This is a genomic window from Acinetobacter sp. 8I-beige (assembly GCF_902505955.1).
Lineage (GTDB): Bacteria > Pseudomonadota > Gammaproteobacteria > Pseudomonadales > Moraxellaceae > Acinetobacter > Acinetobacter johnsonii.
Window position 1 is genome coordinate 2,049,718 of record NZ_LR732790.1, and the last position, 24,930, is coordinate 2,074,647.

Genomic DNA, 24,930 nt, shown 5'->3' on the forward strand with positions numbered 1-24,930 from the left:
TTCAGTAAACCTCCATCATTACACACGTCGAACTTGTTCTATAAGCATTACCGCTGACACATGAGTTTGTATTTGATGTACTGCTTGAAGCCACGGTGTTTCCCCAAGCCACAAATAAACATTGACGACCATTCGTGCTCGGACATGCAGACATACCTAAAGTCATGCCATATTGAACTGCATAAGCTGATAGCTCAGCCACATCAAAATCAGCCAATTGAGCAGCAGTACAATTCGCAGCCGCACAATCTGGCGTTGTATCAGCACGTGCTTGAGTACCAGAAAACTCTGCCAAATACGTATTTGTCCCGAGCCACCCCTCTCGATTAACCCGCACACGCTCTGCCAAATCTCGAGCTATATTAATTGCCTGAATACGCTGTGTTCCCTCAATGGTTGCCTCCATAGCACGAACTTGCAGCATGACATAGCCCAATACACCAATTGCTAACACAACCAAGGCAACAAGGACTTCCACCATTCCTACACCTTTCTGAGATGATCTTGTGCTCATGGACAACTCCCATCTTCTATTTTTTCAATTTGACCAAATTTCGTTAAAGTGATCTTTTTTGCTGTAGTTGGCTTAGCTGTGGTTGCACCAGATGCCTTACAGAGCACAATTTCAAAAAATGTACTAGTCATCACACCATTGCTATTAAATAAGAGCTTATTATTTGTAGGCGTTTTCAAAACCACATTTCCATCTTGAGTCCAATTTAAAACCGTTTGCGTGTTAGAAGCCGACGAAGCTAAATTTAATGTGATTACCCTTTTTTCTAAAATCGCCTTAGTACGCGCAGCCTTAATTTCCTGCACTAGAGTATTCGTACTTTTTTTCAGATTTTGATTCGAATTAATCTCATTAAAAGAAGGAGCGGCCATCATCGCGATAATTGCCATAACAGCAATCGTCACCATCAGCTCAATTAAGGTGAACCCTTTTTGTTGATTTTGCATACTCCCTCCCCAAGGCAACAAAACTTTACCCTATTTAAAATCATATTCTAATTCTTTACACAATCAGCACAATACAGGATAAAAGGCATAAAAAAACAGATGATTGCCAATTTACAATCATCTGTCAATTTTTCAATAAAATTAGAATGTTAACCAATCTACCTTTTAGGCTTGGGTTACCGCAATACGTAACTCTTTTGGCAAACTAAAGGTAATATTTTCTTCCGTTCCAGCAAGCTCTTGTGGTGGCGTTGCACCCCAGTCTTGTAATCGTTGAATCACTTGCTTAATTAAAATTTCAGGTGCAGATGCACCCGCTGTGACACCAACTTTAGCGATATTTTCAAACCATGCCTGTTGAAGTTCATCTGCATTATCGACCAAATAAGCGGCTTTACCCATTCGCTCGGCCAATTCTCGTAAACGATTCGAATTCGATGAATTTGGTGAACCGACTACCAAAACCACATCACATTGGGTTGCTAAATCACGCACCGCATCTTGACGGTTTTGAGTTGCATAACAAATATCATCCTTACGCGGTCCTTGAATCTCAGGAAATTTCGCCCGTAACGCATCAATCACTTTTGCAGTATCGTCAATCGACAAGGTTGTTTGAGTAACAAAAGCCACTCGCTCAGGATGATGCACTTGAAGCTCGGCCACGTCTTGTTCATCTTCAACCAAATAAATCGCACCACCATTTTTCAGGTCATATTGCCCCATGGTACCTTCAACTTCAGGGTGGCCTTCATGACCAATTAAGATAGCCTCAACTCCCTCACGAGCATATTTAGTAACTTCAATATGAACCTTGGTCACCAATGGACAGGTTGCATCAAAAACTTTTAAACCGCGACGTTCGGCTTCGATCTGTACCGCTTTAGAGACCCCATGTGCACTAAAAATTACAATATTGTCATCAGGCACTTCATCCAATTCATCGACAAAAATTGCACCCCGTTGACGTAAATCGTCCACGACAAATTTATTGTGTACCACTTCATGTCGTACATAAATGGGGGGATTAAAGCACTCGAGCGCACGATTTACGATGGCAATCGCACGGTCAACACCTGCACAAAAACCACGTGGATTGGCCAATACAATTTCCATATGTTCCTCGATACCACTTTTCAATCAGCGGAAACTAATAAAATAAATGCAAACAAAGTGACGCCTTGCTATTTCGTTTAAACCTTGTCTGCTCTAAAATAGAGAAGATATTTTATCATATCAGGAAAAATATCATGTCGGGTCTCTTGTTTGTCGTTTCTGCAGCTTCAGGAACAGGCAAAACATCCCTCGTAAAAGCCCTCCTTGACCGTGTAACGAATCTTCACGTTTCTGTTTCTCATACTACACGTGGGCAACGTCCCGGCGAACTTGATGGTGTACATTACCATTTTACCGAAAAAGACTCATTTTTAGCCTTGGTTGAACAAGGTGGTTTTATTGAATACGCTGAAGTCTTCGGTAATTACTACGGTACAGCTCAAGCTACAGTAAAAGAACAACTCGCGAAAGGTCATGATGTTCTATTAGAAATTGACTGGCAAGGCGCACAGCAAGTGCGTAAGCTTTTTCCTGACTCTAAACAAATTTTCATTTTACCACCAAGCCAGTTTGATCTGCGTCAACGTCTGTCTAACCGTGGCACAGACTCGGTTGAAGTGATTGAGCGTCGTTTAGGCTGTGCGGTTGAAGACATGCAACAATATGTTAACTTCGACTATGTCATTATTAATGATGATTTTAATAAGGCATTGCATGATCTTGAGTCTGTAATTATTGCCAATCGTTTGGTCATTACTCAGCAAGCAAGTCGTCATCAGAAAATGATTTCTGAGCTGATCACCCCAGTTGAAAAGTGATTAAAACTTGAGTCTACAGACAAAGCACTTTATACTGCACAGTCTGTTTAATTTTAGCCTTTGTAACGAGAACTCTTATGGCACGCGTAACCGTTGAAGATTGTTTAGACCATGTAGACAACCGCTTTGAGCTTGTACTAGTGGCAAGCAAACGCGCGCGTCAATTGGCACGTCAAGGCATTGAACCTACTGTTGAGTGGGACAATGACAAACCGACTGTTGTTGCATTACGTGAAATCGCAATCGGTCATGTTTCTAAAGATATTTTGAAACAACGTGAGCAAGACTACCAAACTTCGAGTCTTGATCTTGCACTGTCTGCAAACAATTTGAATTTAGATGGTTTTTCTTTCCAATAAGAAAAGTTTATCGCTTAAAAGCCTAGTTTTTAACTAGGCTTTTTTATTGGATAACTTTTATATTTGTGCAATACACGTTATAACTAGAAGATAGGATTCATCGTGGTTTAGGTGTATCTTTTTTGCTTTTCTCTCAATGAAAAATTTGACAACTCATGCAATATGTTTTTCATTAGAGGATCAGTAAAATTTTCTTGTAATTGCTACGTCTTAAAGGTGTTTTATGCCAGGCCCAATGGTCAGCCAAGCTAAACAACAGCTCAAAACTATTATCGATGCTTACTTAACTGAAAGCGACGTCGAGCGAGTGCTTGCGGCCTGTGATTATGCGGATATTGCCCATGATGGTATTACCCGTAAAAGTGGCGAACCCTACATTTTACACCCAATTGCAGTCAGTTGTATTTTAGCGCATATGCGCCTAGATGCCGAAACCCTGATGGCAGCACTTTTACATGATGTGATTGAAGACACAGACTTTAGCAAAGAAGATATTGCAGAAAAATTTGGAAAAACCGTTTCCGAATTGGTCGATGGCGTCACCAAACTTAGTCAATCCAGCGATAAAGAATATAACAAAGCCGCTTCTTTCCGAAAAATTCTGCAAGCTACACTACAAGACCCACGTGTCATTATTATTAAACTGGCTGATCGTTATCACAATATGACTACCTTGGATGCACTACGCCCCGATAAGCGTGCGCGTATTGCCCAAGAAACCTTTGATATTTTTGTCCCAATGGCACGTATTGTTGGCATGAATGAGATGGGCGATAACCTCGAACATCTGTGTTATCAAAACCTTGATCTCGACATGTATAACAATGTCCAAGAAGCCCTCCTGCAAACCAAACCCAAACGCTGTGAATATCAAAGCAAATGGGAAAATAATCTTACTGAGCTATTAAAAACCCATCAAATCTCAGGTCGAATTAAAAAGAAAAATAATAATATCGAACTGTTACGTCACTTTGTAAAAAATGACATTGATCTACATGAACTTACGCATAGTCATGCCTTTGAAATTATTCTAAATAGTATTGCTGACTGTGACCGCTTAGCCGATGTGTTGCGAGAGAGTTTTCAAGTTTTACACTTTGCAGACCATATTCGTAAACCACTCCCAGGTGGTAACCAATCGCTACTACTACGTTTAAAAGGTGAAAATACAACCTTATCAGTCACCATTCAAACCGAACTGATGCGCAAAGCTGCGCGTTTTGGTGTAGTCCTAGGCGACAGTGCTCCGCAAGCTTGCCGCTCTGCGATTCAAGCCTCGATGCAGAACTTGAATGTCTTGATCGATGGAGCCTGTGCTAAAACCACTTTTAGCGAACTGCTCGATTATTTACACCAAGAGAAAATTTGGGTGTATACCCCACAAGGTCATCTACACGAGTTACCACAAGGTGCAACGGTAGTCGATTTTGCCTACTCTGCTAGCTTATTTTTAGGTAACCATGCGGTAGGTGCGAAAATCAATGGGGAAACTAAACCACTTTCTACGCCATTGCACAGTGGTCAGGTGATTGAAATTATTACTGATGTCTTGGCCACCCCAAACCCAGATTGGCTCAGCTTTGTCAACACGCAAAAAGCCCGTCGTGCCTTACAAAATATACTGCGTGAGCAAGACATCGAAGAACAACGCCTTGTTGGACAACAAGCTTTAAATCGCGCTTTAAAACTATTCAATGTATCCATTAAAGATTTAACCGAATCAGATTGGTTAGAACTTTTACAATGGCGACATATTGAAAGTAAAGACCAACTCTTTGAACAAATTGCCGTGGGCGATTTACTGCCGCAATTGGTTGCGAATCATTTGTTTGCGCATGACCAAAGTGCACAGGAATCTGACAGACTCATTCAAGGTACTGAGGGTGTCGATGTTAAATACGCACATTGCTGTAACCCTGTGTTGGGTGACCCAATTCAAGGACATTTATCACGCCGCGGTCTTATTGTGCATCGTGCACGTTGTCATAACCTCCTACATGAACAACATCTGCACCCTGAAAATATCATGCCGTTGCAGTGGACTAACGAGAATGAAGAAGAAATTAGTTTTACTGCATATTTATTGATTAACATGGCCATGGATGACGAACAAATTTCTGACCTAATTTATCAATGCCGTAAAGAAAAAATCGGGGTAGAAATGGTGCGTAATCAAGATGATAAGACTTATGTCAATGTTGTGGTGCACAATCGTAAGCAAATTGCAAAAATTATTCGCGATCTACGCATGCATTTTGGCTTCCCGCGTATCAGTCGACTGGCTCAACCAGCGAGCATTACGGAAACATCGATTGCGAGTTAATTGTTTAAATCCACACATTTTAATGCCAATCTAGGCTATGATTGATGGTGAATATAATAGGAGAACACGATGTCCCGCCAAGTAATTCATACTGAAAATGCCCCTGCTGCGATCGGCACTTATTCGCAAGCAATCTTAGTTGGCAATACACTTTACCTTTCTGGTCAGATCGGTTTAGACCCATACAGTATGGAGTTGGTTGAAGGCATTGAAGCACAAATTCGCCGTGTATTTGATAACTTAAAAGCTGTCTGTGAAGCCGCTGGTGGAACACTGGCTGATATCGCGAAGCTGAATATTTTCTTAACTGATCTTTCAAACTTCCAGTTGGTCAACCAAATTATGGGTGAATATTTTGCACAACCTTACCCAGCACGCGCAGCGCTCGGTGTGGCAAGCCTACCTAAAAATGCATTGGTTGAGATGGATGGTATTGTGATTATTAATCAATAAGTTATATTTTTTAAGAAAAAGCCACCGATTGAGTGGCTTTTTTTTATCCAAAACTCCAATAAAGACAAATGAAATTTCAAATGATTTTTATTGACAAACGATAACAATTATCAATAATATCACTTATCTTATTTCTTTCATGTGGCTTGCTGAAATGTACGTGTGCTTATGCCGTGGTATTACAGATCAAGATATTAAAGACGCTGTTGAAAATGGTGCGGGCAGTTATCGCGAAGTTCGCGAGATGCTGGATCTCGGAACATGCTGTGGTCGCTGTGCACCAGAAGCACGCTCAATCATCAGTGCTGAAGTCTCTGCGATTGCCTCACGCTTAGCTATTGCTGCCTAAGCATTTCATTCGTTTTTTAGAATAATCATAATTATAAATTTACTCTTTATGAGTAGCTCCTCCCCCGCTTATGACTCTAAGCGGGTTTTCTCTTAAAATGCCTAAAAATCAAATTTCCATTCCGCATGCTTTTGATTGCGATTTTCATTTGCTGTTCTATAAATTACTCGCCAAAATCCACTTTGTTGTTTAAGATATTTCTCATAAGTTATTGATATTATTTTTAAGCCGCAGTTTGAATGGAGCTTTCTCATGAAAGGCAATCGTGATGTAATTAATCAGTTAAATCAGGTGCTTTATCATCATTTAACTGCCATTAACCAAAATTTCCTACACTCTCGTATGTTTAATGATTGGGGGATTGAGCAACTCGGTTCTGCCGAATATAAAGAATCGATTCGCCAAATGAAGCATGCTGACAAAATCATTGAACGTATTCTTTTTTTAGAGGGTCTACCAAACCTACAACACTTGGGTAAACTCTACATCGGTCAACATACTGTTGAAGTATTAAATTGCGATGTGCGTAAAGTTAAAGAGAACATTGAATCCATTCAAGCCGCTGCTAAGCTTGCAGAAGAGCAACTAGACTACGTTACTCGAGATCTTGTTCAAGAGATTTTAGAAAAAGAAGAAGAGTGGTTAGATTGGACGACAACACAACTTGATCTAGTTGAAACAGTCGGTGTAGAGAATTATATTCAGAGTCAGATCTAAGTCATTTTAAGGCCCGTGACTGCGGGCTTTAACTTAAATACCTTTACACGCTGTAGGTAAATATAATTGGCTAATTTCTGTAGATGCACACTCCCAATGTGCAGAGCCATTACCAGCATAATTCATCATTGCAAAAATAAGCTTCTTGCCTGCAACACTAGTATTCATACCAGAACTATTAAATGTGAACTCAAAAGCACATACAGCTGATGGATAAGTTGTATTTAAGGCAATACTTTGTACATATTTTGAATTAATTAACCCCGTAGGTACCACCCCCATATCAGATAACGATACAGGACAAGCACCAGTATCACCATAAACTGCTATTAAATCTCCTTTATAAGTACTAGCCATACCTAGAGCCTCAGAAACCTGAGCACGAGTTGTATAATTTTGATACGCAGGGATTGCAATTGCAGCTAAAATACCAATGATTGCAACGACAATCATAAGCTCTATTAACGTAAAACCCTTTTGCATTTTATTCGTCCCAATACCGACATACCTCAAAAATACAAAAATCGTGCCAAAACATAATCATTTGTTTTTATTCAAATTTGCAAAAACTATGAGATATTAAACCAAATTAAGTGACATTTTTTGCCACTAATATTTTCAAAAATGTCATACAAATAATTTTATATCAGTAAATAAAAGCTTTAAAAAAAAAATTAAATCTATTAAAATTAATAGTTTAATAAAAAGGAAATTTTATGAGCAATATCTTTATTGTTGGCACGAGGGCTCAATTGATAAAAGTTGCTCCTGTAATTTACTTTTTTGAAAAAGAGCAATTACCCGTTACTTTTATACTGACGGGACAACACAGAGATACCATGCAAGATCTCATTGATGAATTTAAAATTAAGACCTGTCCAATACATTTAATTCCCAACAACAAAGAACATTCAAACATATTAGCTCTTCTAAGCTGGTTTCCAAAAATTTTTAAACTTCTTATTAATTTTCTACGAAAATTCGAAAATGCAAATGTTTTTGTCCATGGCGATACCCTTACAACACTTGCTAGTGCATTGTCAGCAAAACTTACTAACAATAAAGTCATTCACCTCGAGAGTGGACTAACATCAAAAAAACTTCTCAGCCCCTTTCCAGAAGAGATGATCCGTAGAATTGTTTTTAGAACGACCGATATCGCCTGCTGCCCAACACAAAAAGACTTTGATCATATGCAGAAGCATTACCCCAATACAACTGCATTAAATACTTTTGGTAATACCATTCTTGATAGTATTAATCTTTTAAATATAAATAAAAATTTGAGTAGGCAACAAAGTAATATAATTTTAGTTTCGATTCATCGATTTCAAAATATCTATAATAAAGATCGATTAAATGATATATCAAATATGCTTCACTCCTTATCCAAAAATTATTCAATCAATTTTGTCTTACATCCAGCAACGGAAAAAAAGCTAGAGAAATATAATCTCTTAAATACATTATCTAGAAATAATAAAATTAAGCTTCTACCCAGAATGAACTATCAGAATTTCCTTAAATTAGCTTTAACTAGCACAGTAGTAATTACTGATGGTGGATCCAATCAAGAGGAACTTGCATTTTTTGGACATCCAACCTTATTACTTAGAGAAACGACAGAACGACAAGACGGACTGGGTGAAAATGCAATATTGATTAATGATATTGAAAAATTAACTGAATATATTTTTTCTAAAAAATATTTAAGTCTTAAAAAAAATAAAAAAATATTAAAGCAATCTCCTAGCAAAGTAATTACACAATATATTAAAGGACTTTAAAGCAAAATGAGCATACTTTTCATTGGTAAACGTTTCTATACAAATAGGGATGCTTATTCTGAGAAATTCGGACGTATTTATCAATTACCGTACCATTGGTCTAAAAAAACAAAAACGAAATTATGGTTAATTGATTACCACACTAAAGAAAAAATAGAAGACATAGATGACCAATTAGAAGTTTCTTCAACCGCAATTTTCAGTTTTTCTTTTATATTTAAACTAATATTTATTATTATATTTGAAAGACCTAAAACCATTGTAGCAAGTGGAGATTGCTATCTTGGATTATTAGGTTTAATTCTATCAAAAATATGTTTCGCCAAATTTATCTTTGATGTTTATGACAAATACAATACTTTTTCTGGTTATAAGAATTTTCTAGGTTTTAATTCTTATAATTTCTTATTGAAAAAATCTGACATATGTTTATTTGCAAGTAATAAATTAAAAAATGACTCAACCCCCTTATGCAAAAAAACCATTTTAATACCCAATGGTATTGATACAAATAATTTTTTCCCAAGAGATATTAATACNTTACTTCTTCTTATTTTTCCCTCTTAATAATTCTTTATTTATATTATTTAACCTTTCGTGCATAAAAAAATCCCCCTCAGCTATAAGCGGAGGGGGATTTGAATTAATGAGCTGGCGATGACTTACTCTCACATGGATAACTCCACACTACCATCAGCGCTAAGAGGTTTCACTTCTGAGTTCGGGAAGGGATCAGGTGGTTCACTCTTGCTATTGTCGCCAGCACAACTGTTTATGACTATTCGTTGGGTCTTATTTACACATTGTGTATGCCTAACTTTCATCAAATGAGTTATTAACAGGTATATTTGAGTTGATTTTAACATAAAGCATAGCTTTATGTCTTGCGCTCGGACAAACATAATTAATGTTTGTTTATTCCTCGCTCATGTATCTAGCTTTATAACTAAATCAAGTTGTTTACAGTGATTTGAACCACAACACCAACTGTTTGGGTGTTGTATAGTCAAGCCTCACGAGCAATTAGTATTGGTCAGCTTCACATATCACTATGCTTCCACATCCAACCTATCAACGTCGTAGTCTTCAACGGCTCTTTAGAGGACATAAAGTCCTAGGGAAATCTTATCTTGAGGTAGGCTTCCCGCTTAGATGCTTTCAGCGGTTATCCCTTCCGAACATAGCTACCCGGCGATGCGACTGGCGTCACAACCGGTACACCAGAGGTTCGTCCACTCTGGTCCTCTCGTACTAGGAGCAGATCCTCTCAAATTTCCAACGCCCACGGTAGATAGGGACCGAACTGTCTCACGACGTTCTAAACCCAGCTCGCGTACCTCTTTAAATGGCGAACAGCCATACCCTTGGGACCTGCTTCAGCCCCAGGATGAGATGAGCCGACATCGAGGTGCCAAACACCGCCGTCGATATGAACTCTTGGGCGGTATCAGCCTGTTATCCCCAGAGTACCTTTTATCCGTTGAGCGATGGCCCTTCCATACAGAACCACCGGATCACTAAGACCTACTTTCGTACCTGCTCGACTTGTGGGTCTCGCAGTTAAGCGCGCTTTTGCCTTTATACTCTACGCGTGATTTCCGACCACGCTGAGCGCACCTTCGTACTCCTCCGTTACTCTTTAGGAGGAGACCGCCCCAGTCAAACTACCCACCAGACATGGTCCTCGTCCCGGATAACGGGACAGAGTTAGAACCTCAATATTACCAGGGTGGTATTTCAAGATTGGCTCCACCGAAACTAGCGTCTCGGTTTCAAAGCCTCCCACCTATCCTACACAAGTAAGATCAAAGTTCAATGTCAAGCTGCAGTAAAGGTTCACGGGGTCTTTCCGTCTAGCCGCGGGTACACCGCATCTTCACGGCGAATTCGATTTCACTGAGTCTCTGCTGGAGACAGCGCCCCCATCATTATGCCATTCGTGCAGGTCGGAACTTACCCGACAAGGAATTTCGCTACCTTAGGACCGTTATAGTTACGGCCGCCGTTTACTGGGGCTTCGATCAAGAGCTTCGCTTACGCTAACCCCATCAATTAACCTTCCAGCACCGGGCAGGCATCACACCCTATACGTCCACTTTCGTGTTTGCAGAGTGCTATGTTTTTAATAAACAGTTGCAGGGGCCTGGTTTCTGTGGCTGCCAATAGCTCAAGGAGTAAATCCTATCACCGTCGGCAGCGTACCTTCTCCCGAAGTTACGGTACCATTTTGCCTAGTTCCTTCAGCAGAGTTCTCTCAAGCGCTTTGGTCTACTCGACCTGACCACCTGTGTCGGTTTCGGGTACGATTCCTATGTAACTGAAGCTTAGAGACTTTTCCTGGAAGCATGGTATCAGCCACTTCACTGTACAAGTACAGCTTGCTATCAGTTCTCAGCATAGAGTACCCCGGATTTGCCTAAGATACATGCCTACAACCTTCCACCTGGACAACCAACGCCAGGCTGACTTAACCTTCTCCGTCCTCTCATCGCATTACATAGAAGTATTGGAATATTAACCAATTTCCCATCGACTACGCCTCTCGGCCTCGCCTTAGGGGTCGACTCACCCAGCCCCGATTAACGTTGGACTGGAACCCTTGGTCTTTCAGCGTGCGAGTTTTTCACTCGCATTGTCGTTACTCACGTCAGCATTCGCACTTCTGATACCTCCAGCATACTTCTCAATACACCTTCATCGGCTTACAGAACGCTCCCCTACCACTTGCAATAAATTGCAAATCCGCAGCTTCGGCATATAGTTTTAGCCCCGTTACATCTTCCGCGCAGGCCGACTCGACTAGTGAGCTATTACGCTTTCTTTAAAGGGTGGCTGCTTCTAAGCCAACCTCCTAGCTGTCTATGCCTTCCCACATCGTTTCCCACTTAACTATAATTTTGGGGCCTTAGCTGGCGGTCTGGATTGTTTTCCTCTTGACTACGGACGTTAGCACCCGCAGTCTGTCTCCCGGATAGTACTCATTGGTATTCGGAGTTTGCATCGGTTTGGTAAGTCGGGATGACCCCCTAGCCGAAACAGTGCTCTACCCCCAATGGTATTCGTCCGAGGCGCTACCTAAATAGCTTTCGGGGAGAACCAGCTATCACCGAGTTTGATTAGCCTTTCACCCCTATCCACAAGTCATCCCCTGGCTTTTCAACGACAGTGGGTTCGGTCCTCCAGTTAGTGTTACCCAACCTTCAACCTGCTCATGGATAGATCACCCGGTTTCGGGTCTACACCCAGCAACTAAACGCCCTATTAAGACTCGATTTCTCTACGGCTCCCCTATGCGGTTAACCTCGCTACTGAATGTAAGTCGCTGACCCATTATACAAAAGGTACGCAGTCACCGAACAAGTCGGCTCCCACTGCTTGTATGCATGCGGTTTCAGGATCTATTTCACTCCCCTCACAGGGGTTCTTTTCGCCTTTCCCTCACGGTACTGGTTCACTATCGGTCAGTCAGGAGTATTTAGCCTTGGAGGATGGTCCCCCCATATTCAGACAAGGTTTCACGTGCCCCGCCCTACTCGACATCATCATATAAGCCCTTTCGTGTACAGGACTATCACCCACTATGGTTGCACTTCCCAGAGCATTCCACTAGAACTTATATGACTTAATGGGCTTTTCCCCGTTCGCTCGCCGCTACTGAGGGAATCTCAATTGATTTCTTTTCCTAAGGGTACTGAGATGTTTCACTTCCCCTCGTTCGCCTCGTATGACTATGTATTCATCATACGATACCTGCCTTATGACAGGTGGGTTTCCCCATTCAGAAATCTCCGGATCACAGGATATTTGCCGCCTCCCCGGAGCTTATCGCAGGCTATTACGTCTTTCATCGCCTCTGACTGCCAAGGCATCCACCACATGCACTTAATTACTTGACTATACAACCCCAAACAGTCGATCGTTCCTACAAGTGAGAACGTTCAACATTACAGTTTGAAGTACTGTGCACTTAAGCACTGTACAGCTTCAATTCAATTCACATACCAAAACGCTTGATTCAGTTAATTTCGCTAGTAACTCATTTCTTCAATCTTCATCAATCAGTAATAAATCACTGTTAATGTCGATCTTAAAAACGAGTATGAACAAATTATTTCAACTCAAATATATTCTGTTAATGATTTTTCCAGCCTTCGTCAGGTCAGGAAACTGTGATAAATCACAGAAGTTAATAAAATGTAAACCAATGTCTACTTCTTACTAATTTCTATAATCTAACTTCTTAGCTTATATATTGATGAACAATATATGGTGGAGACTAGGAGAGTCGAACTCCTGACCTCCTGCGTGCAAAGCAGGCGCTCTACCAACTAAGCTAAGTCCCCAGCTTATCAATAAGTCAATGTTTCTGGTTTTCTGTATTCAGCATTTAATAATGCTTGTTAGTCAGATTTGGTGGGTCTGACAAGACTTGAACTTGTGACCCCACGCTTATCAAGCGTGTGCTCTAACCAACTGAGCTACAGACCCTCAGATACATCGTCATGAAGAACAACTTGTTGTGGATTCTTACCAATCGTCAATCTTTCGTTAAGGAGGTGATCCAGCCGCAGGTTCCCCTACGGCTACCTTGTTACGACTTCACCCCAGTCATCGGCCACACCGTGGTAAGCGTCCTCCTTGCGGTTAGACTACCTACTTCTGGTGCAACAAATTCCCATGGTGTGACGGGCGGTGTGTACAAGGCCCGGGAACGTATTCACCGCGGCATTCTGATCCGCGATTACTAGCGATTCCGACTTCATGGAGTCGAGTTGCAGACTCCAATCCGGACTACGATCGGCTTTTTGAGATTAGCATCCTATCGCTAGGTAGCAACCCTTTGTACCGACCATTGTAGCACGTGTGTAGCCCTGGTCGTAAGGGCCATGATGACTTGACGTCGTCCCCGCCTTCCTCCAGTTTGTCACTGGCAGTATCCTTAAAGTTCCCGGCTTAACCCGCTGGCAAATAAGGAAAAGGGTTGCGCTCGTTGCGGGACTTAACCCAACATCTCACGACACGAGCTGACGACAGCCATGCAGCACCTGTATGTAAGTTCCCGAAGGCACCAATCCATCTCTGGAAAGTTCTTACTATGTCAAGACCAGGTAAGGTTCTTCGCGTTGCATCGAATTAAACCACATGCTCCACCGCTTGTGCGGGCCCCCGTCAATTCATTTGAGTTTTAGTCTTGCGACCGTACTCCCCAGGCGGTCTACTTATCGCGTTAGCTGCGCCACTAAAGCCTCAAAGGCCCCAACGGCTAGTAGACATCGTTTACGGCATGGACTACCAGGGTATCTAATCCTGTTTGCTCCCCATGCTTTCGTACCTCAGCGTCAGTATTAGGCCAGATGGCTGCCTTCGCCATCGGTATTCCTCCAGATCTCTACGCATTTCACCGCTACACCTGGAATTCTACCATCCTCTCCCATACTCTAGCTTCCCAGTATCGAATGCAATTCCTAAGTTAAGCTCAGGGATTTCACATCCGACTTAAAAAGCCGCCTACGCACGCTTTACGCCCAGTAAATCCGATTAACGCTCGCACCCTCTGTATTACCGCGGCTGCTGGCACAGAGTTAGCCGGTGCTTATTCTGCGAGTAACGTCCACTATCCTAGAGTATTAATCCAAGTAGCCTCCTCCTCGCTTAAAGTGCTTTACAACCAAAAGGCCTTCTTCACACACGCGGCATGGCTGGATCAGGCTTTCGCCCATTGTCCAATATTCCCCACTGCTGCCTCCCGTAGGAGTCTGGGCCGTGTCTCAGTCCCAGTGTGGCGGATCATCCTCTCAGACCCGCTACAGATCGTCGCCTTGGTAGGCCTTTACCCCACCAACTAGCTAATCTGACTTAGGCTCATCTATTAGCGCAAGGTCCGAAGATCCCCTGCTTTCCCCCGTAGGGCGTATGCGGTATTAGCATTCCTTTCGGAATGTTGTCCCCCACTAATAGGCAGATTCCTAAGCATTACTCACCCGTCCGCCGCTAGGAAATGTAGCAAGCTACATCTCCCCGCTCGACTTGCATGTGTTAAGCCTGCCGCCAGCGTTCAATCTGAGCCATGATCAAACTCTTCAGTTAAAAATCATTAGTAGCTTATGGCTACAAATCTTGGCTCATCAATTTTCTGACAAATATTTCTCAAATAAACTTCGAGTAATTTTTACCATTCAATCAATGAAATATTTTCGATCGATCAATCAGTAAAAATCCACACAAGTTGTTCTTCATAATCTCTTAATGATCTTGATCGATCAATCAGTAAAAATCCACACAAGTTGTTCTTCATAATCTCTTAATGATCTTTCTAACACCTCGTCAGTGCTAGAAGCTGGACTCAATATACTTAACAACTCAGCACTTCGTGCTTCGTTCGTTTCCGTCTATCTCGTCGGTATGGGGTGCATTCTAGAGGATTTCTAAAGCTTTGCAAGTGCTTTTAACTGGTTGTTTTATTGAGTGTTGTATTTTTATGCACTAAAAAGGTTCAAAAACAAACAACCATGAACTTAACTCAATAATTTTAAAGCAGAAATATACATTTAATATTTCTGCTTTCTTTTTTCATTACTTTTGCACTGCTGCTGCTTTAATATTCACACTGAGAATTTTAACAGGTTGTTTCGGTACATCTTGATGTGGCCCTGCACGTCCTGTCGGTACTTTAGTGATCTTATCCACCACATCCATACCTTTAGTGACCTGACCAAAAACCGCATAACCTGCGTTATTGGTACTTCTATCTAGAAAGTTATTATCCACCACATTAATAAAGAACTGACTGGTTGCAGAATGCGGTAGGTTGGTTCGTGCCATCGCCAAAGTGCCACGTTTATTCGATAGACCATTACTTGATTCATTTTGAATGGCTGGTCGTGTTGGTTTTTCTACCAGGTCAGCAGTCATGCCCCCACCTTGCACCATAAAACCCGGAATGACGCGATGAAAGATCGTGCCGTTATAAAACTTAGCTTTCGTATAATCTTCAAAGTTTTTTGCTGAGATTGGTGCTTTATCATTAAACAGTTCAATTTCGATGTTGCCCATTGATGTTTTCATTTCAACAATCGTGTTATTTGCCATGACCGCCATACTCATACATGTAGCCGCCACTGCAACTAAACTCTTCTTTAACATTTCGTTACTCACAGCATTCAGATGTTATTAGATTTCGGTATATTAATCGTTCAGTATAAATAAAACACTACTTCTTCTAAGAAAACGAGAATAACGATGAATGAAGCTTTAGCCCTGCCTCAATTGAGTCAATTTCCACCTTGGCATTTACAAGGTGAAGCCTTTATTTTGAATTATTGGATTAGTCCGCAATTTATCCGACAATATAAAGCGTTTCGTATCGCGCCTTCCTCGATTGGTCGTGTGGTTCAAATCATGTTGGTTCGTTATCATCAATCCCCTGTTGGACCTTATGATGAACTGCTTTTGCTTGACCATCCTTTACTGAGCAAACGGCGTTTAAGCTCGATTCCTAAAATTTATGTGTCTACACAGATTTCAGTTGAACATGGTCAACAACTTTGGGGTATTCCGAAAGAGTTCGCTCAGTTTGATTGGCATACTCAGAATGAAACTACACAATGCCAGCTTAGTACTCAAAACCAAACACTACGTTTAACACTCACCCAATGTAAAAAGGCACGTCCGTTTTATATTAATAGTCATCACATTCCACGTTCTATGCTCAAAATACAGCAAGCGTGGCAAGGTCAACGTTATGAGTTTTCTCCACAGTTTCGCGCAAAACTAATGAAACTGAAAAAATTTGAATGGCAAAACCATACCACTCTCTTTCCAGACTTTGGCCAAGCCAAGGCTCTACAAAGTTTTTATGTCCCGAGCTTTCAGCTGGTTTTTCCAAAAGCCAAAATCCGCTCTAAATAAAAAAAGAATGTTCCACGTGAAACATTCTTTTGAAAATTCATGCTTTTTTATTTGGCATTCTTAACCCAAAATTTCCTAAAGTTCTTTGCCATTTCTATGGTGATTTTTTTTGCTCGACGAGAAATGATGGTGAAGTTCACAAACCCATGAGGTTGATCTAGATAATTCTGATAATAAACCTTATTGCCCTGCTGCTTTAATTTGATGGCATAAATTTCACCTTCATCATGCAATAAATCATGACCTGCGGTGATGACAAAAGCGGGTGCGACACTTTTTAATACGCCATAAGTCGGCGAAACAATAGGATCATCCAGAGCTACCTGATGTTGTTCAGCATACAACGACGTCACCCTATCAACATCTTGCCCGGTTAAGGTCAGTCCATCTTTATAAGCAAAGAACGATGGATGTCGACTTTTGAAATCGACTACAGGATAAATTAACAGTTGTGCACTTGGCGCATAAGCTTTTGCAGCAGTTCGCTGCGCCACCACGGCACTGATATTACCACCAGCACTATCGCCAGCCACCGCAATTCGGTTTTTCAAAATTTTGAACTGACGACGGTTTTGATAGACCCAAGCCAAAGCATCTTCACAAGATTGAATCAATAAGTTCGGGCCAACTTCTGGCGCCAAAGGATAATCAATACTGAGCACCTGCACTTTGGCATGGATTGCCAGTAAGCGACAGACTTCATCATGACTGTCGAGACTGCCAACCACAAAGCCGCCGCCATGATAAAACACCAGCATCGGAAGTTTCTTATTCGGTGCAGGATGATAATGCCGTGCAAAAACAGTTCCACTTTGTAAAGGTAGACGTAAATCCTCCACTTGTTTTACCGCGCTGGGTTTCGCGGTCAACATTTGAATTTGATGATCAAACAATTTACGCGAACGATGGTAGTCTTCAAAAATAAAGCCCGATTTGCCTTGCTTATATTGAGCTGCCATTAAGCATTTAATAAAGGGGTCCAGTTGTTCAAACTGGTAAGGATAACCCAGCGCTTTAACCAAGCCTTCTTGTGCTACCGTCGGTAAGCGATCAATCACTCGTGCCGCACTGCCTTGGCCTTGTTCCATCCATTGTTGTAAAGTTTGATTCAACACGCCCATGTCAATAATATCCTTTTATCGTTCTTCATATTCTCTACATGATCAGCACTTACGTGACCATTCTCTTATATAAGTCTTCACATCAAGATACATAGCAATACGCCCTATACGCTAATCTTCTTTTAAGAGCTTGTCATTGACAATTTTTATGCCGATTTAGGAGTGTTTTGCTACTCCGTTTTATGAAGGAGATCTGCCATGACTAAAAAAATAATATTCCTCTCACTCATCAGCACCCTGTTTGTTGGCTGTGTGGCTTTTCCTGAGGATGGCTATTATGACGGACGCTATGACCACCGCTATGATTATGATGATCGACGCTACAACCAGCATGATCGCTATGAACGTGAACGAGACCGCCAACGTTGGGAATACCAACAACGACAAAACCGCATCGAACGTGAACGTCGCGAGGCAGACCGAAACCGCCAAAGACATGCTGAATGGGAACGCCAAAACCGCGAACAAGAACGGCAACGTATTGAAGCTGAGCGCAAACGGATCGCCAATCAACGTCATCAAGACTGGCAACAGAAAAAGCGTGATCAAGAGCGATTAAACCAAGAACGTAAACGTTATGATGCTGAACGTCAGCAACGACAAAATGCCGAACGCCAACGTCGAGAGCAAGAGCGTCAACGTACTGAAGATCGACGCAAACAATCCAATAACGATCGTAAGCAACGTACCGATGATCAACGCCGCGATCAAAACAAAGGTTGGGATAACTCACGTCAAGAACGAGAAAATCGTCATCGTACATCAGACTGATGAAATAACACGGCTGAGCAGCTTTAGTGACTTACCCTTAAAAAAAAGACCTTCACGGCATCCTGTGAAGGTCTTTAACAAAGCGAGTGTAAGAGAACGCTCTTTTAAGCTTTATTGTTGTGTTGTCGCAGGTGCAGATTGGATGGGTTCAACCTGAGCAGCAGGATCCGCTTGAACCTCTACTCCAGCACTTCCCTCAACGGTTGCTGCTGCATCTGGTGCAGTGGTCACTTGAGCGGACTCAGGCGCTGTAGTGGTTTCATTTGAGCTACAGCCCACAATGGCAAATGCTGAACCTAAGAGCGCTAGAGACAATAATGCAGTTTTCTTATTTAACATTCTTTCATTTCCTTTTACGTTATACAAAATAGCAAAGCCAAACTTTGCCCTGCCTATCTTTGTCAAATCCGAAAACTTTTACACACGTGCTGAGTTGTAGTTTTTGCAGACTCGAGTACAACTTGTGCAATTTTTTATTAATTGCGCACAAATGCAGCCTTAATCCTACATCTCAACAGCAACGCAAGTTAATGTACTGATTCTTCTTTGTTTCTCTCTTCGATTAGCAGCACAAAAGGAAATCCATACTTGGCCCATCAACTCTTCAGCATTGCAGAACTCTTGTATGCTGATACACGATTAAATAATGTTATTTTTAAATTTTAAGCAAAAAAAAAGCTTAACCCAAGGCGGATTAAGCTCGAAAAAGCATACAAAAATAAAGAAACTACAGCCTTAAAAATCGAATTTTGAGCGCAAAGCTCGAAGCATCCTGACAGCATTATACCTTTGCACTGAATAAAGTACTTTTGGGAGACGTACTATTCACAAACCTAAATCTCTAAATTAGGAGGGTTTCCCCAAGCTATGTAAATAGGTCGCAGTCACCATACTTTGCTCTCTCCACAAAGTATGATTACCGCTGATGAACTCATTATGTGGACAATCGAAAAATTAGTAAAACAGATAAATTTGATTAAAATAATTCAATGTAACGATTAGCCTTTTTCAACATAAAAAAACTCAAGCAGGATTGGAAATGGACCTTCGGACAGAATAAGCACCAAGAAAGTCTGATTTCAGCAATTTTTTACCAAAAATACATGAATTAATCACTGAAGCCGCTTGAATTTTTGGCTGTTGCCCCGACCTTTTGTAGTAATCCTGAATTCAATAACGCATGGCAGTTCAGATTAACCCAGTTAACACTGATGCCTGAAGGACTGTACATGTTTAAGAACCCATTTAAACGGAGTAAATCAATGGCGACTGAGCACAATCAAGAAGCTCAAGATCTAGGGCAAGAGCAAGCGGATTCACAAACAGCGCAAACTCAAGCTGAAACGGAGCAAGCTGAAGTTTCAGTTGAGGATTTACAAGCTCAAATTACCAATCTTGAAGAAAGCTTAAAGCTTGAAAAAGCACGCACTGCAAATGCTGTATACGAAGCACAAAAAAGTGTAGAGCGTATTCAACGTGAATCAGATAAGCATAAAGACACCGTTCTCGAAAAATTCGCAAAAGAGTTACTCGACTCAGTGGATAATTTAGAACGTGCCCTTAGCGCATCGGGTGAAGAAAAAACACCAATGTTTGAAGGTGTGGAACTGACGTTGAAATCGTTACTTACTGCACTGGAAAAATTTGGTGTGGTTGCAGTTGATACAGCAAATGGTTTCAATGCGGACTTGCATCAAGCAGTCGGGATTGATCCAAATGCGAAAGCCAACGAGATCGGAACGGTATTGCAAAAAGGTTATACCTTAAATGGTCGTTTGCTCCGTCCAGCAATGGTCATGGTTGGCGCATAAGCCCTATAAATTCGAGAGTTTGTGAAATTTTTTCGTGATTATCACTTGAAAAAAATTGAAAGGCTCTCATATCGAATAACAAGCAAAAACATTGCAAAAATTTTTGAGGAATCATCCAAATGGCTAAAATCATTGGTATTGACTTAGGTACAACAAACTCTTGTGTCGCTGTACTTGAAGGCGACAAAGTTAAAGTGATCGACAACGCTGAAGGTGCACGTACAACACCATCGATTATTGCGTATAAAGATGGCGAAATCTTGGTGGGTCAGTCTGCAAAACGTCAAGCAGTGACTAACCCTAAAAACACATTATTCGCGATCAAACGTTTGATCGGTCGTAAGTATCAAGACCAAGCGGTTCAAAAGGACATCGGTCTTGTCCCTTACAAAATCATCAAAGCAGACAATGGCGATGCTTGGGTTGATGTAAACGACAAGAAACTTGCACCACAACAAATCTCTGCTGAAATCTTGAAAAAGATGAAGAAAACTGCAGAAGATTACTTAGGTGAAACAGTAACTGAAGCCGTGATTACGGTTCCTGCTTACTTTAACGATGCACAGCGTCAAGCAACTAAAGATGCGGGTAAAATCGCAGGTTTAGAAGTTAAACGTATCATCAACGAACCAACGGCTGCTGCACTTGCGTTCGGTATGGACAAAAAAGAAGGCGACCGTAAAATTGCAGTTTACGACTTAGGTGGTGGTACTTTTGACGTATCTATCATTGAAATCGCAGACCTTGATGGCGACCAACAAATTGAAGTATTGTCGACTAACGGTGATACCTTCCTTGGTGGTGAAGACTTCGATAATGCTTTAATCGAGTTCTTGGTTGAAGAGTTCAAGAAAGAACAAAACTTCAACTTGAAACAAGATCCACTTGCATTACAACGTTTGAAAGAAGCAGCTGAAAAAGCAAAAATTGAGCTTTCTTCATCAAATGCAACTGAAATTAACCTACCGTACATCACGGCGGACGCAACTGGTCCTAAACACTTAGTGATCAACGTAACACGTGCAAAACTTGAAGGTTTAGTGGCTGATTTAGTTGAACGTACAATCGAACCTTGCCGTATTGCACTTAAAGATGCAGGTCTTTCAACGTCTGAGATTTCTGATGTGATCTTGGTGGGTGGTCAGTCTCGTATGCCACTTGTACAACAAAAAGTACAAGAATTCTTCGGTCGTGAACCACGTAAAGACGTGAACCCTGACGAAGCGGTAGCAATGGGTGCTGCAATTCAAGGTGCGGTATTGTCTGGTGACAAAACTGACGTACTTCTTCTTGACGTTACTCCGTTGACACTTGGTATCGAAACCATGGGTGGCGTGTTAACAGCAATTATTGAGAAAAACACCACGATTCCTGCGAAGAAATCTCAAGTGTTCTCAACTGCTGCGGACAACCAACCTGCTGTAGACATTTCTGTGTTCCAAGGTGAACGTAAAATGGCACAGCAAAACAAATTGTTAGGTAACTTCCAATTGGGCGACATTCCACCTGCTCCACGTGGTGTGCCACAAATTGAAGTATCGTTCGACATTAACGCTGACGGTATCTTAAAAGTATCGGCTAAAGATAAGAGCACTGGTAAAGAGCAATCCATCCAGATTAAAGCAAACTCAGGTTTGTCTGATGCTGAAATCGAAGCAATGATCAAAGATGCTGAAGCAAATGCTGAAGAAGACCGTAAGTTCGAAGAACTTGCTAAAGCACGTAACGAAGCGGATGCTTTAGTATCTTCTGCTCAAAAAGCAGTGAAAGATCTAGGCGAGCAAGTAACAAGCGATGAAAAAACTGCTGTTGAAACTGCAGTCGCTGAGCTTGAAACCTCGACCAAAGAAAATGATGTAGAAGACATCAAAGCGAAAACTGAAGCACTTCAAAACATCATCATGCCAATCACACAACGTGCGTATGAAGCTGCGCAAGGTCAAGGCGGTGCTGAAGGTTTCGACCCGAATGCATTCGGCGGTGACGCTGGTCAACAACAGAAAACGGACGATGGCGTTGTAGATGCTGAGTTCACTGAAGTAAAAGATGACAAAAAATAATTTGTCTCTTTAATAAAAAACCGCGCGAAAGCGCGGTTTTTTATTACCTAAATATTGTTGTTTCACATTCCACTTTTACCTTAGGCTGATAAAAAATTTAGATCTTAGCTACCCATGAAAACTTTACAGTTGGGCCTCATCGTCCTCATTACTACCTTCGGTTCTGCATGTACCATAATAAGAAGCCCCTCCATAGAAACAGCTAAAAACCATGAGCAACAAAGTGCGCAGCAGCAGATCCAACAGGCCTTCGATCAACTCCAAACCACGGGGGTGATTGTCATAAAGGATAAGCATGGCTTACACAGCTACGGCAATGACTTGAGCCGTGCTCAGACACCCTATGTACCCGCCTCTACCTTTAAAATGCTGAATGCCTTAATCGGACTAGAACATGGTAAAGCAACCAGCACCGAGGTGTTTAAATGGGATGGTCAAAAGAACAGCTTCCCTGCTTGGGAAAAAGACATGACTTTAGGGCAAGCCATGCAAGCATCTGCCGTTCCTGTTTATCAGGAGCTAGCACGGCGCATTGGCCTAGATCTAATGCAAAAAGAAGTACAGCGCATTGGATATGGCAATCAACAGATTGGCACCGTTGTCGATAATTTTTGGTTAGTCGGTCCACTGCAAATTACGCCTGTTCAAGAAGTCCTTTTTGTAGAGAAGCTGGCCAATACGCAACTCGCTTTTAAGCCAGATGTGCAACATACCGTACAAGACATGCTGCTGATTGAACAAAAACCGAATTATAAACTCTACGCCAAATCTGGTTGGGGCATGGACCTAGAACCGCAAGTGGGCTGGTGGACAGGCTGGGTCGAAACAGCAACAGGTGAAAAAGTGTATTTTGCTTTGAATATGCATATGAAAACAGGAATTTCAGCCAGCGTGCGTGAGCAACTGGTCAAACAAAGTCTGACAGCACTGGGAATAATTTAAGCCCATAGAGAAGACGTATTTTTTATGTTGCAAAGGTATTTTTTACGCTAAAGTAGCTAAAAATAAAGATATATGAATGAAATATGCGTCAAAGTCTCTTGTTTGCTTTGCTGGGCTTTTTAGGTTTGATTCTGTATCAAAATATGCAACAGCCTCAGCTGCGCCTCAATCCCCTGCTGGATCGACTCACCCATCCTTTCGATCAACGTATTCGCTATCGTATTGCGGAAGTCGATCCACGTTTTGCTCTTAGTGAACATGAGTTAAAGCAGATTAGCCAGCAAGCCACGGACATTTGGAAACAGGGTTTGGGCCAAGACTACTTTGTCTATGACCCCAATGCTCGGCTCAGTATTCGACTCATTTATGACCAACGTCAAGATGAGTCGGTACAACGCCGCGATCAACTGTCTAAACTGACACAAAATGAACAAGGACTGAGTCAAAAAAATACTGAACTCAAAGCCATGCAACAAAATCTGACACGTCACTCAGGGGCTTTAGATGTGCAAAAACAGAGTCTACAAGACCTTAGCCAAAACTATAATGCCATGATCCGTCAGTATAACCAGCACGGCGGAGTCCCTGCTTCGCAGCAAGCGGCCGTACAACAGAGTTTGGTGCAGCTGCGTCAACAGCAACACGTTTTAGACCAACAAATTGCCAGCTTTAACCTGCAAGTGAATGCCTACAATCAAAAGGTAGATGAACTGAACCGTTTGGATCAAGGCCATAATCTGGCCATCGACCAGTTCAACCAGCGCTTTCAACCCCGTCTATTTGATAAAGGACTGTTCAATGGGCGTGAAATTCATATTTATGAGTTTGAGTCCAAAGAAGACTTACGTCTGACTTTAGCGCATGAATTTGGCCATGCCCTCGGAATGAAACATCATAATGATCCGAAAGCCCTGATGTACCCAATGCTAGAAGAGCAAAATATGCAGAATTTTCGTTTACAAAGTGCTGATATTGCGTTATTTAATGCCCGTTGAAGTGATGGATTACTAAAAATAATCCCCTAATTTTAATGGGTGTATGAAATACAATCACAGCACATCTTGACTCGGGTTCGTGTTATTGTAAATAATTGAATATCCACTAGAAGCTTTGGAGACGAATGTGAGTTACTACCATATCTTAATCGAAGTAAATGACCACATCAGTACGATTGAAGAAACTCGTGATATCGAAATCTTTGATATTGTTGAGATTCAACCTTATCTCCATTCTATTCTATTGCCTTATTTCAACGAGCAGCTGTTAGAACTTGAAGATGAAAATTTAGAGTTTAAGGATGTTTTACACCTAGAAGTGAAACAGACGCTTTTACCAATCAATGACTTGATCGAAGAAGAACAGAAACTGTTACCGAGTGACACCGATGTCACCATTACTGCCTATGAAGTTTTTAATAACCGTGACTTAAGCCAAGATGTCACCACGATTATTTTTGACTTACTCGATGCAATTAAACTCGATTGAAAGTGAATGA

General features: G+C 41.5%; 21 protein-coding genes, 2 tRNA genes and 3 rRNA genes. 14 read left to right on the plus strand and 12 right to left on the minus strand.

The genetic code is table 11. From position 1 onward, the window contains the following. Position 1 precedes the first annotated feature (1 nt). The 3 genes from pilV to ispH all read right to left on the minus strand — a co-directional run bounded on the left by pilV (position 2) and on the right by ispH (position 2,076). Positions 2 to 514, minus strand: coding sequence for a type IV pilus modification protein PilV (gene pilV / locus GVX98_RS09840; protein WP_159127915.1), 513 nt, complete (start codon positions 512 to 514; stop codon positions 2 to 4). Next, positions 511 to 960, minus strand: a complete 450-nt coding sequence (locus tag GVX98_RS09845) for a prepilin-type N-terminal cleavage/methylation domain-containing protein (RefSeq protein WP_159127916.1) — start codon at positions 958 to 960, stop codon at positions 511 to 513. Before GVX98_RS09845 ends, pilV begins: the two co-directional genes overlap by 4 nt. A gap of 165 nt (positions 961 to 1,125) precedes the next feature. After that, entirely contained in the window at positions 1,126 to 2,076 is a 951-nt protein-coding gene (gene ispH / locus GVX98_RS09850) for a 4-hydroxy-3-methylbut-2-enyl diphosphate reductase (protein ID WP_004978047.1), read from the minus strand. A 134-nt stretch (positions 2,077 to 2,210) separates the two neighbouring features. On the opposite strand from ispH, the gene gmk reads away from it, so the two are divergent. From gmk to bfr, 6 genes are all read left to right on the plus strand, one after another. Beyond that, entirely contained in the window at positions 2,211 to 2,834 is a 624-nt protein-coding gene (gmk, locus tag GVX98_RS09855) for a guanylate kinase (RefSeq protein ID WP_005401338.1), read from the plus strand. 77 nt (positions 2,835 to 2,911) lie between these two features. Further along, positions 2,912 to 3,193, plus strand: a complete 282-nt coding sequence (gene rpoZ / locus GVX98_RS09860) for a DNA-directed RNA polymerase subunit omega (protein ID WP_004978050.1) — start codon at positions 2,912 to 2,914, stop codon at positions 3,191 to 3,193. A 223-nt stretch (positions 3,194 to 3,416) separates the two neighbouring features. Further along, complete coding sequence (locus GVX98_RS09865; protein ID WP_159127917.1) at positions 3,417 to 5,516, plus strand: bifunctional (p)ppGpp synthetase/guanosine-3',5'-bis(diphosphate) 3'-pyrophosphohydrolase; 2,100 nt, start codon at positions 3,417 to 3,419, stop codon at positions 5,514 to 5,516. 69 nt (positions 5,517 to 5,585) lie between these two features. Beyond that, positions 5,586 to 5,969 carry a RidA family protein gene (locus tag GVX98_RS09870; protein WP_004691470.1) on the plus strand — a complete coding sequence of 128 codons (384 nt, stop codon included), beginning with the start codon at positions 5,586 to 5,588 and terminating at the stop codon, positions 5,967 to 5,969. Between the two features lie 154 nt (positions 5,970 to 6,123). Further along, a complete protein-coding gene (locus GVX98_RS09875) occupies positions 6,124 to 6,318 on the plus strand; it encodes a bacterioferritin-associated ferredoxin (protein WP_010327639.1) in 195 nt (64 codons plus the stop codon). 252 nt (positions 6,319 to 6,570) lie between these two features. Next, complete coding sequence (gene bfr, locus GVX98_RS09880; RefSeq protein WP_151835971.1) at positions 6,571 to 7,035, plus strand: bacterioferritin; 465 nt, start codon at positions 6,571 to 6,573, stop codon at positions 7,033 to 7,035. A gap of 33 nt (positions 7,036 to 7,068) precedes the next feature. On the opposite strand, the gene GVX98_RS09885 is transcribed toward bfr, so the two are convergent. Beyond that, positions 7,069 to 7,518, minus strand: coding sequence for a pilin (locus GVX98_RS09885; protein WP_159127918.1), 450 nt, complete (start codon positions 7,516 to 7,518; stop codon positions 7,069 to 7,071). Between the two features lie 233 nt (positions 7,519 to 7,751). Between GVX98_RS09885 and GVX98_RS09890 the strand changes: the two genes are divergently transcribed. After that, entirely contained in the window at positions 7,752 to 8,822 is a 1,071-nt protein-coding gene (locus tag GVX98_RS09890) for a UDP-N-acetylglucosamine 2-epimerase (RefSeq protein WP_159127919.1), read from the plus strand. A gap of 649 nt (positions 8,823 to 9,471) precedes the next feature. Here GVX98_RS09890 and rrf read toward each other — a convergent pair. The 6 genes from rrf to GVX98_RS09925 all read right to left on the minus strand — a co-directional run bounded on the left by rrf (position 9,472) and on the right by GVX98_RS09925 (position 15,965). Then, positions 9,472 to 9,586 (minus strand): 5S ribosomal RNA (gene rrf, locus GVX98_RS09900). Positions 9,587 to 9,824: 238 nt separating this feature from the next. After that, positions 9,825 to 12,718, minus strand: a 23S ribosomal RNA gene (locus tag GVX98_RS09905). Positions 12,719 to 13,089: 371 nt separating this feature from the next. Continuing rightward, positions 13,090 to 13,165, minus strand: a tRNA-Ala gene (locus GVX98_RS09910). Positions 13,166 to 13,233: 68 nt separating this feature from the next. After that, positions 13,234 to 13,310: transfer RNA gene (locus tag GVX98_RS09915), tRNA-Ile, on the minus strand. 61 nt (positions 13,311 to 13,371) lie between these two features. Beyond that, positions 13,372 to 14,909 (minus strand): 16S ribosomal RNA (locus GVX98_RS09920). The 16S, 23S and 5S rRNA genes sit together here with 2 tRNA genes alongside, the layout of an rRNA operon. Positions 14,910 to 15,395: 486 nt before the next feature. Continuing rightward, positions 15,396 to 15,965, minus strand: coding sequence for a peptidylprolyl isomerase (locus tag GVX98_RS09925; protein ID WP_005402030.1), 570 nt, complete (start codon positions 15,963 to 15,965; stop codon positions 15,396 to 15,398). A gap of 96 nt (positions 15,966 to 16,061) precedes the next feature. Between GVX98_RS09925 and GVX98_RS09930 the strand changes: the two genes are divergently transcribed. Beyond that, the gene (locus GVX98_RS09930; RefSeq protein ID WP_159127921.1) at positions 16,062 to 16,730 is read left to right on the plus strand and encodes an acetoacetate decarboxylase family protein; all 669 of its coding nucleotides are present in this window, start codon (positions 16,062 to 16,064) and stop codon (positions 16,728 to 16,730) included. A 47-nt stretch (positions 16,731 to 16,777) separates the two neighbouring features. Here GVX98_RS09930 and GVX98_RS09935 read toward each other — a convergent pair whose 3' ends face one another. Next, complete coding sequence (locus tag GVX98_RS09935) at positions 16,778 to 17,851, minus strand: alpha/beta hydrolase (RefSeq protein WP_159127922.1); 1,074 nt, start codon at positions 17,849 to 17,851, stop codon at positions 16,778 to 16,780. Positions 17,852 to 18,049: 198 nt separating this feature from the next. Between GVX98_RS09935 and GVX98_RS09940 the strand changes: the two genes are divergently transcribed. Then, on the plus strand, positions 18,050 to 18,622 hold the full coding sequence (locus GVX98_RS09940) for a hypothetical protein (RefSeq protein WP_159127923.1): 573 nt from the start codon (positions 18,050 to 18,052) through the stop codon (positions 18,620 to 18,622). Positions 18,623 to 18,733: 111 nt separating this feature from the next. On the opposite strand, the gene GVX98_RS09945 is transcribed toward GVX98_RS09940, so the two are convergent. Next, the gene (locus tag GVX98_RS09945) at positions 18,734 to 18,961 is read right to left on the minus strand and encodes a hypothetical protein (protein WP_159127924.1); all 228 of its coding nucleotides are present in this window, start codon (positions 18,959 to 18,961) and stop codon (positions 18,734 to 18,736) included. A 923-nt stretch (positions 18,962 to 19,884) separates the two neighbouring features. Between GVX98_RS09945 and grpE the strand changes: the two genes are divergently transcribed. From grpE to GVX98_RS09970, 5 genes are all read left to right on the plus strand, one after another. After that, positions 19,885 to 20,433 carry a nucleotide exchange factor GrpE gene (gene grpE, locus GVX98_RS09950; RefSeq protein ID WP_058951459.1) on the plus strand — a complete coding sequence of 183 codons (549 nt, stop codon included), beginning with the start codon at positions 19,885 to 19,887 and terminating at the stop codon, positions 20,431 to 20,433. Between the two features lie 119 nt (positions 20,434 to 20,552). Further along, positions 20,553 to 22,493: a molecular chaperone DnaK gene (dnaK, locus tag GVX98_RS09955; RefSeq protein WP_004977698.1), complete on the plus strand. Its 1,941-nt coding sequence runs from the start codon at positions 20,553 to 20,555 to the stop codon at positions 22,491 to 22,493. Between the two features lie 114 nt (positions 22,494 to 22,607). Further along, on the plus strand, positions 22,608 to 23,435 hold the full coding sequence (locus GVX98_RS09960; protein ID WP_004977701.1) for an OXA-211 family carbapenem-hydrolyzing class D beta-lactamase OXA-280: 828 nt from the start codon (positions 22,608 to 22,610) through the stop codon (positions 23,433 to 23,435). A gap of 83 nt (positions 23,436 to 23,518) precedes the next feature. Then, positions 23,519 to 24,430 carry a matrixin family metalloprotease gene (locus GVX98_RS09965; RefSeq protein WP_004977704.1) on the plus strand — a complete coding sequence of 304 codons (912 nt, stop codon included), beginning with the start codon at positions 23,519 to 23,521 and terminating at the stop codon, positions 24,428 to 24,430. A 115-nt stretch (positions 24,431 to 24,545) separates the two neighbouring features. Then, entirely contained in the window at positions 24,546 to 24,920 is a 375-nt protein-coding gene (locus GVX98_RS09970; RefSeq protein WP_005401765.1) for a hypothetical protein, read from the plus strand. Positions 24,921 to 24,930 lie beyond the last annotated feature (10 nt).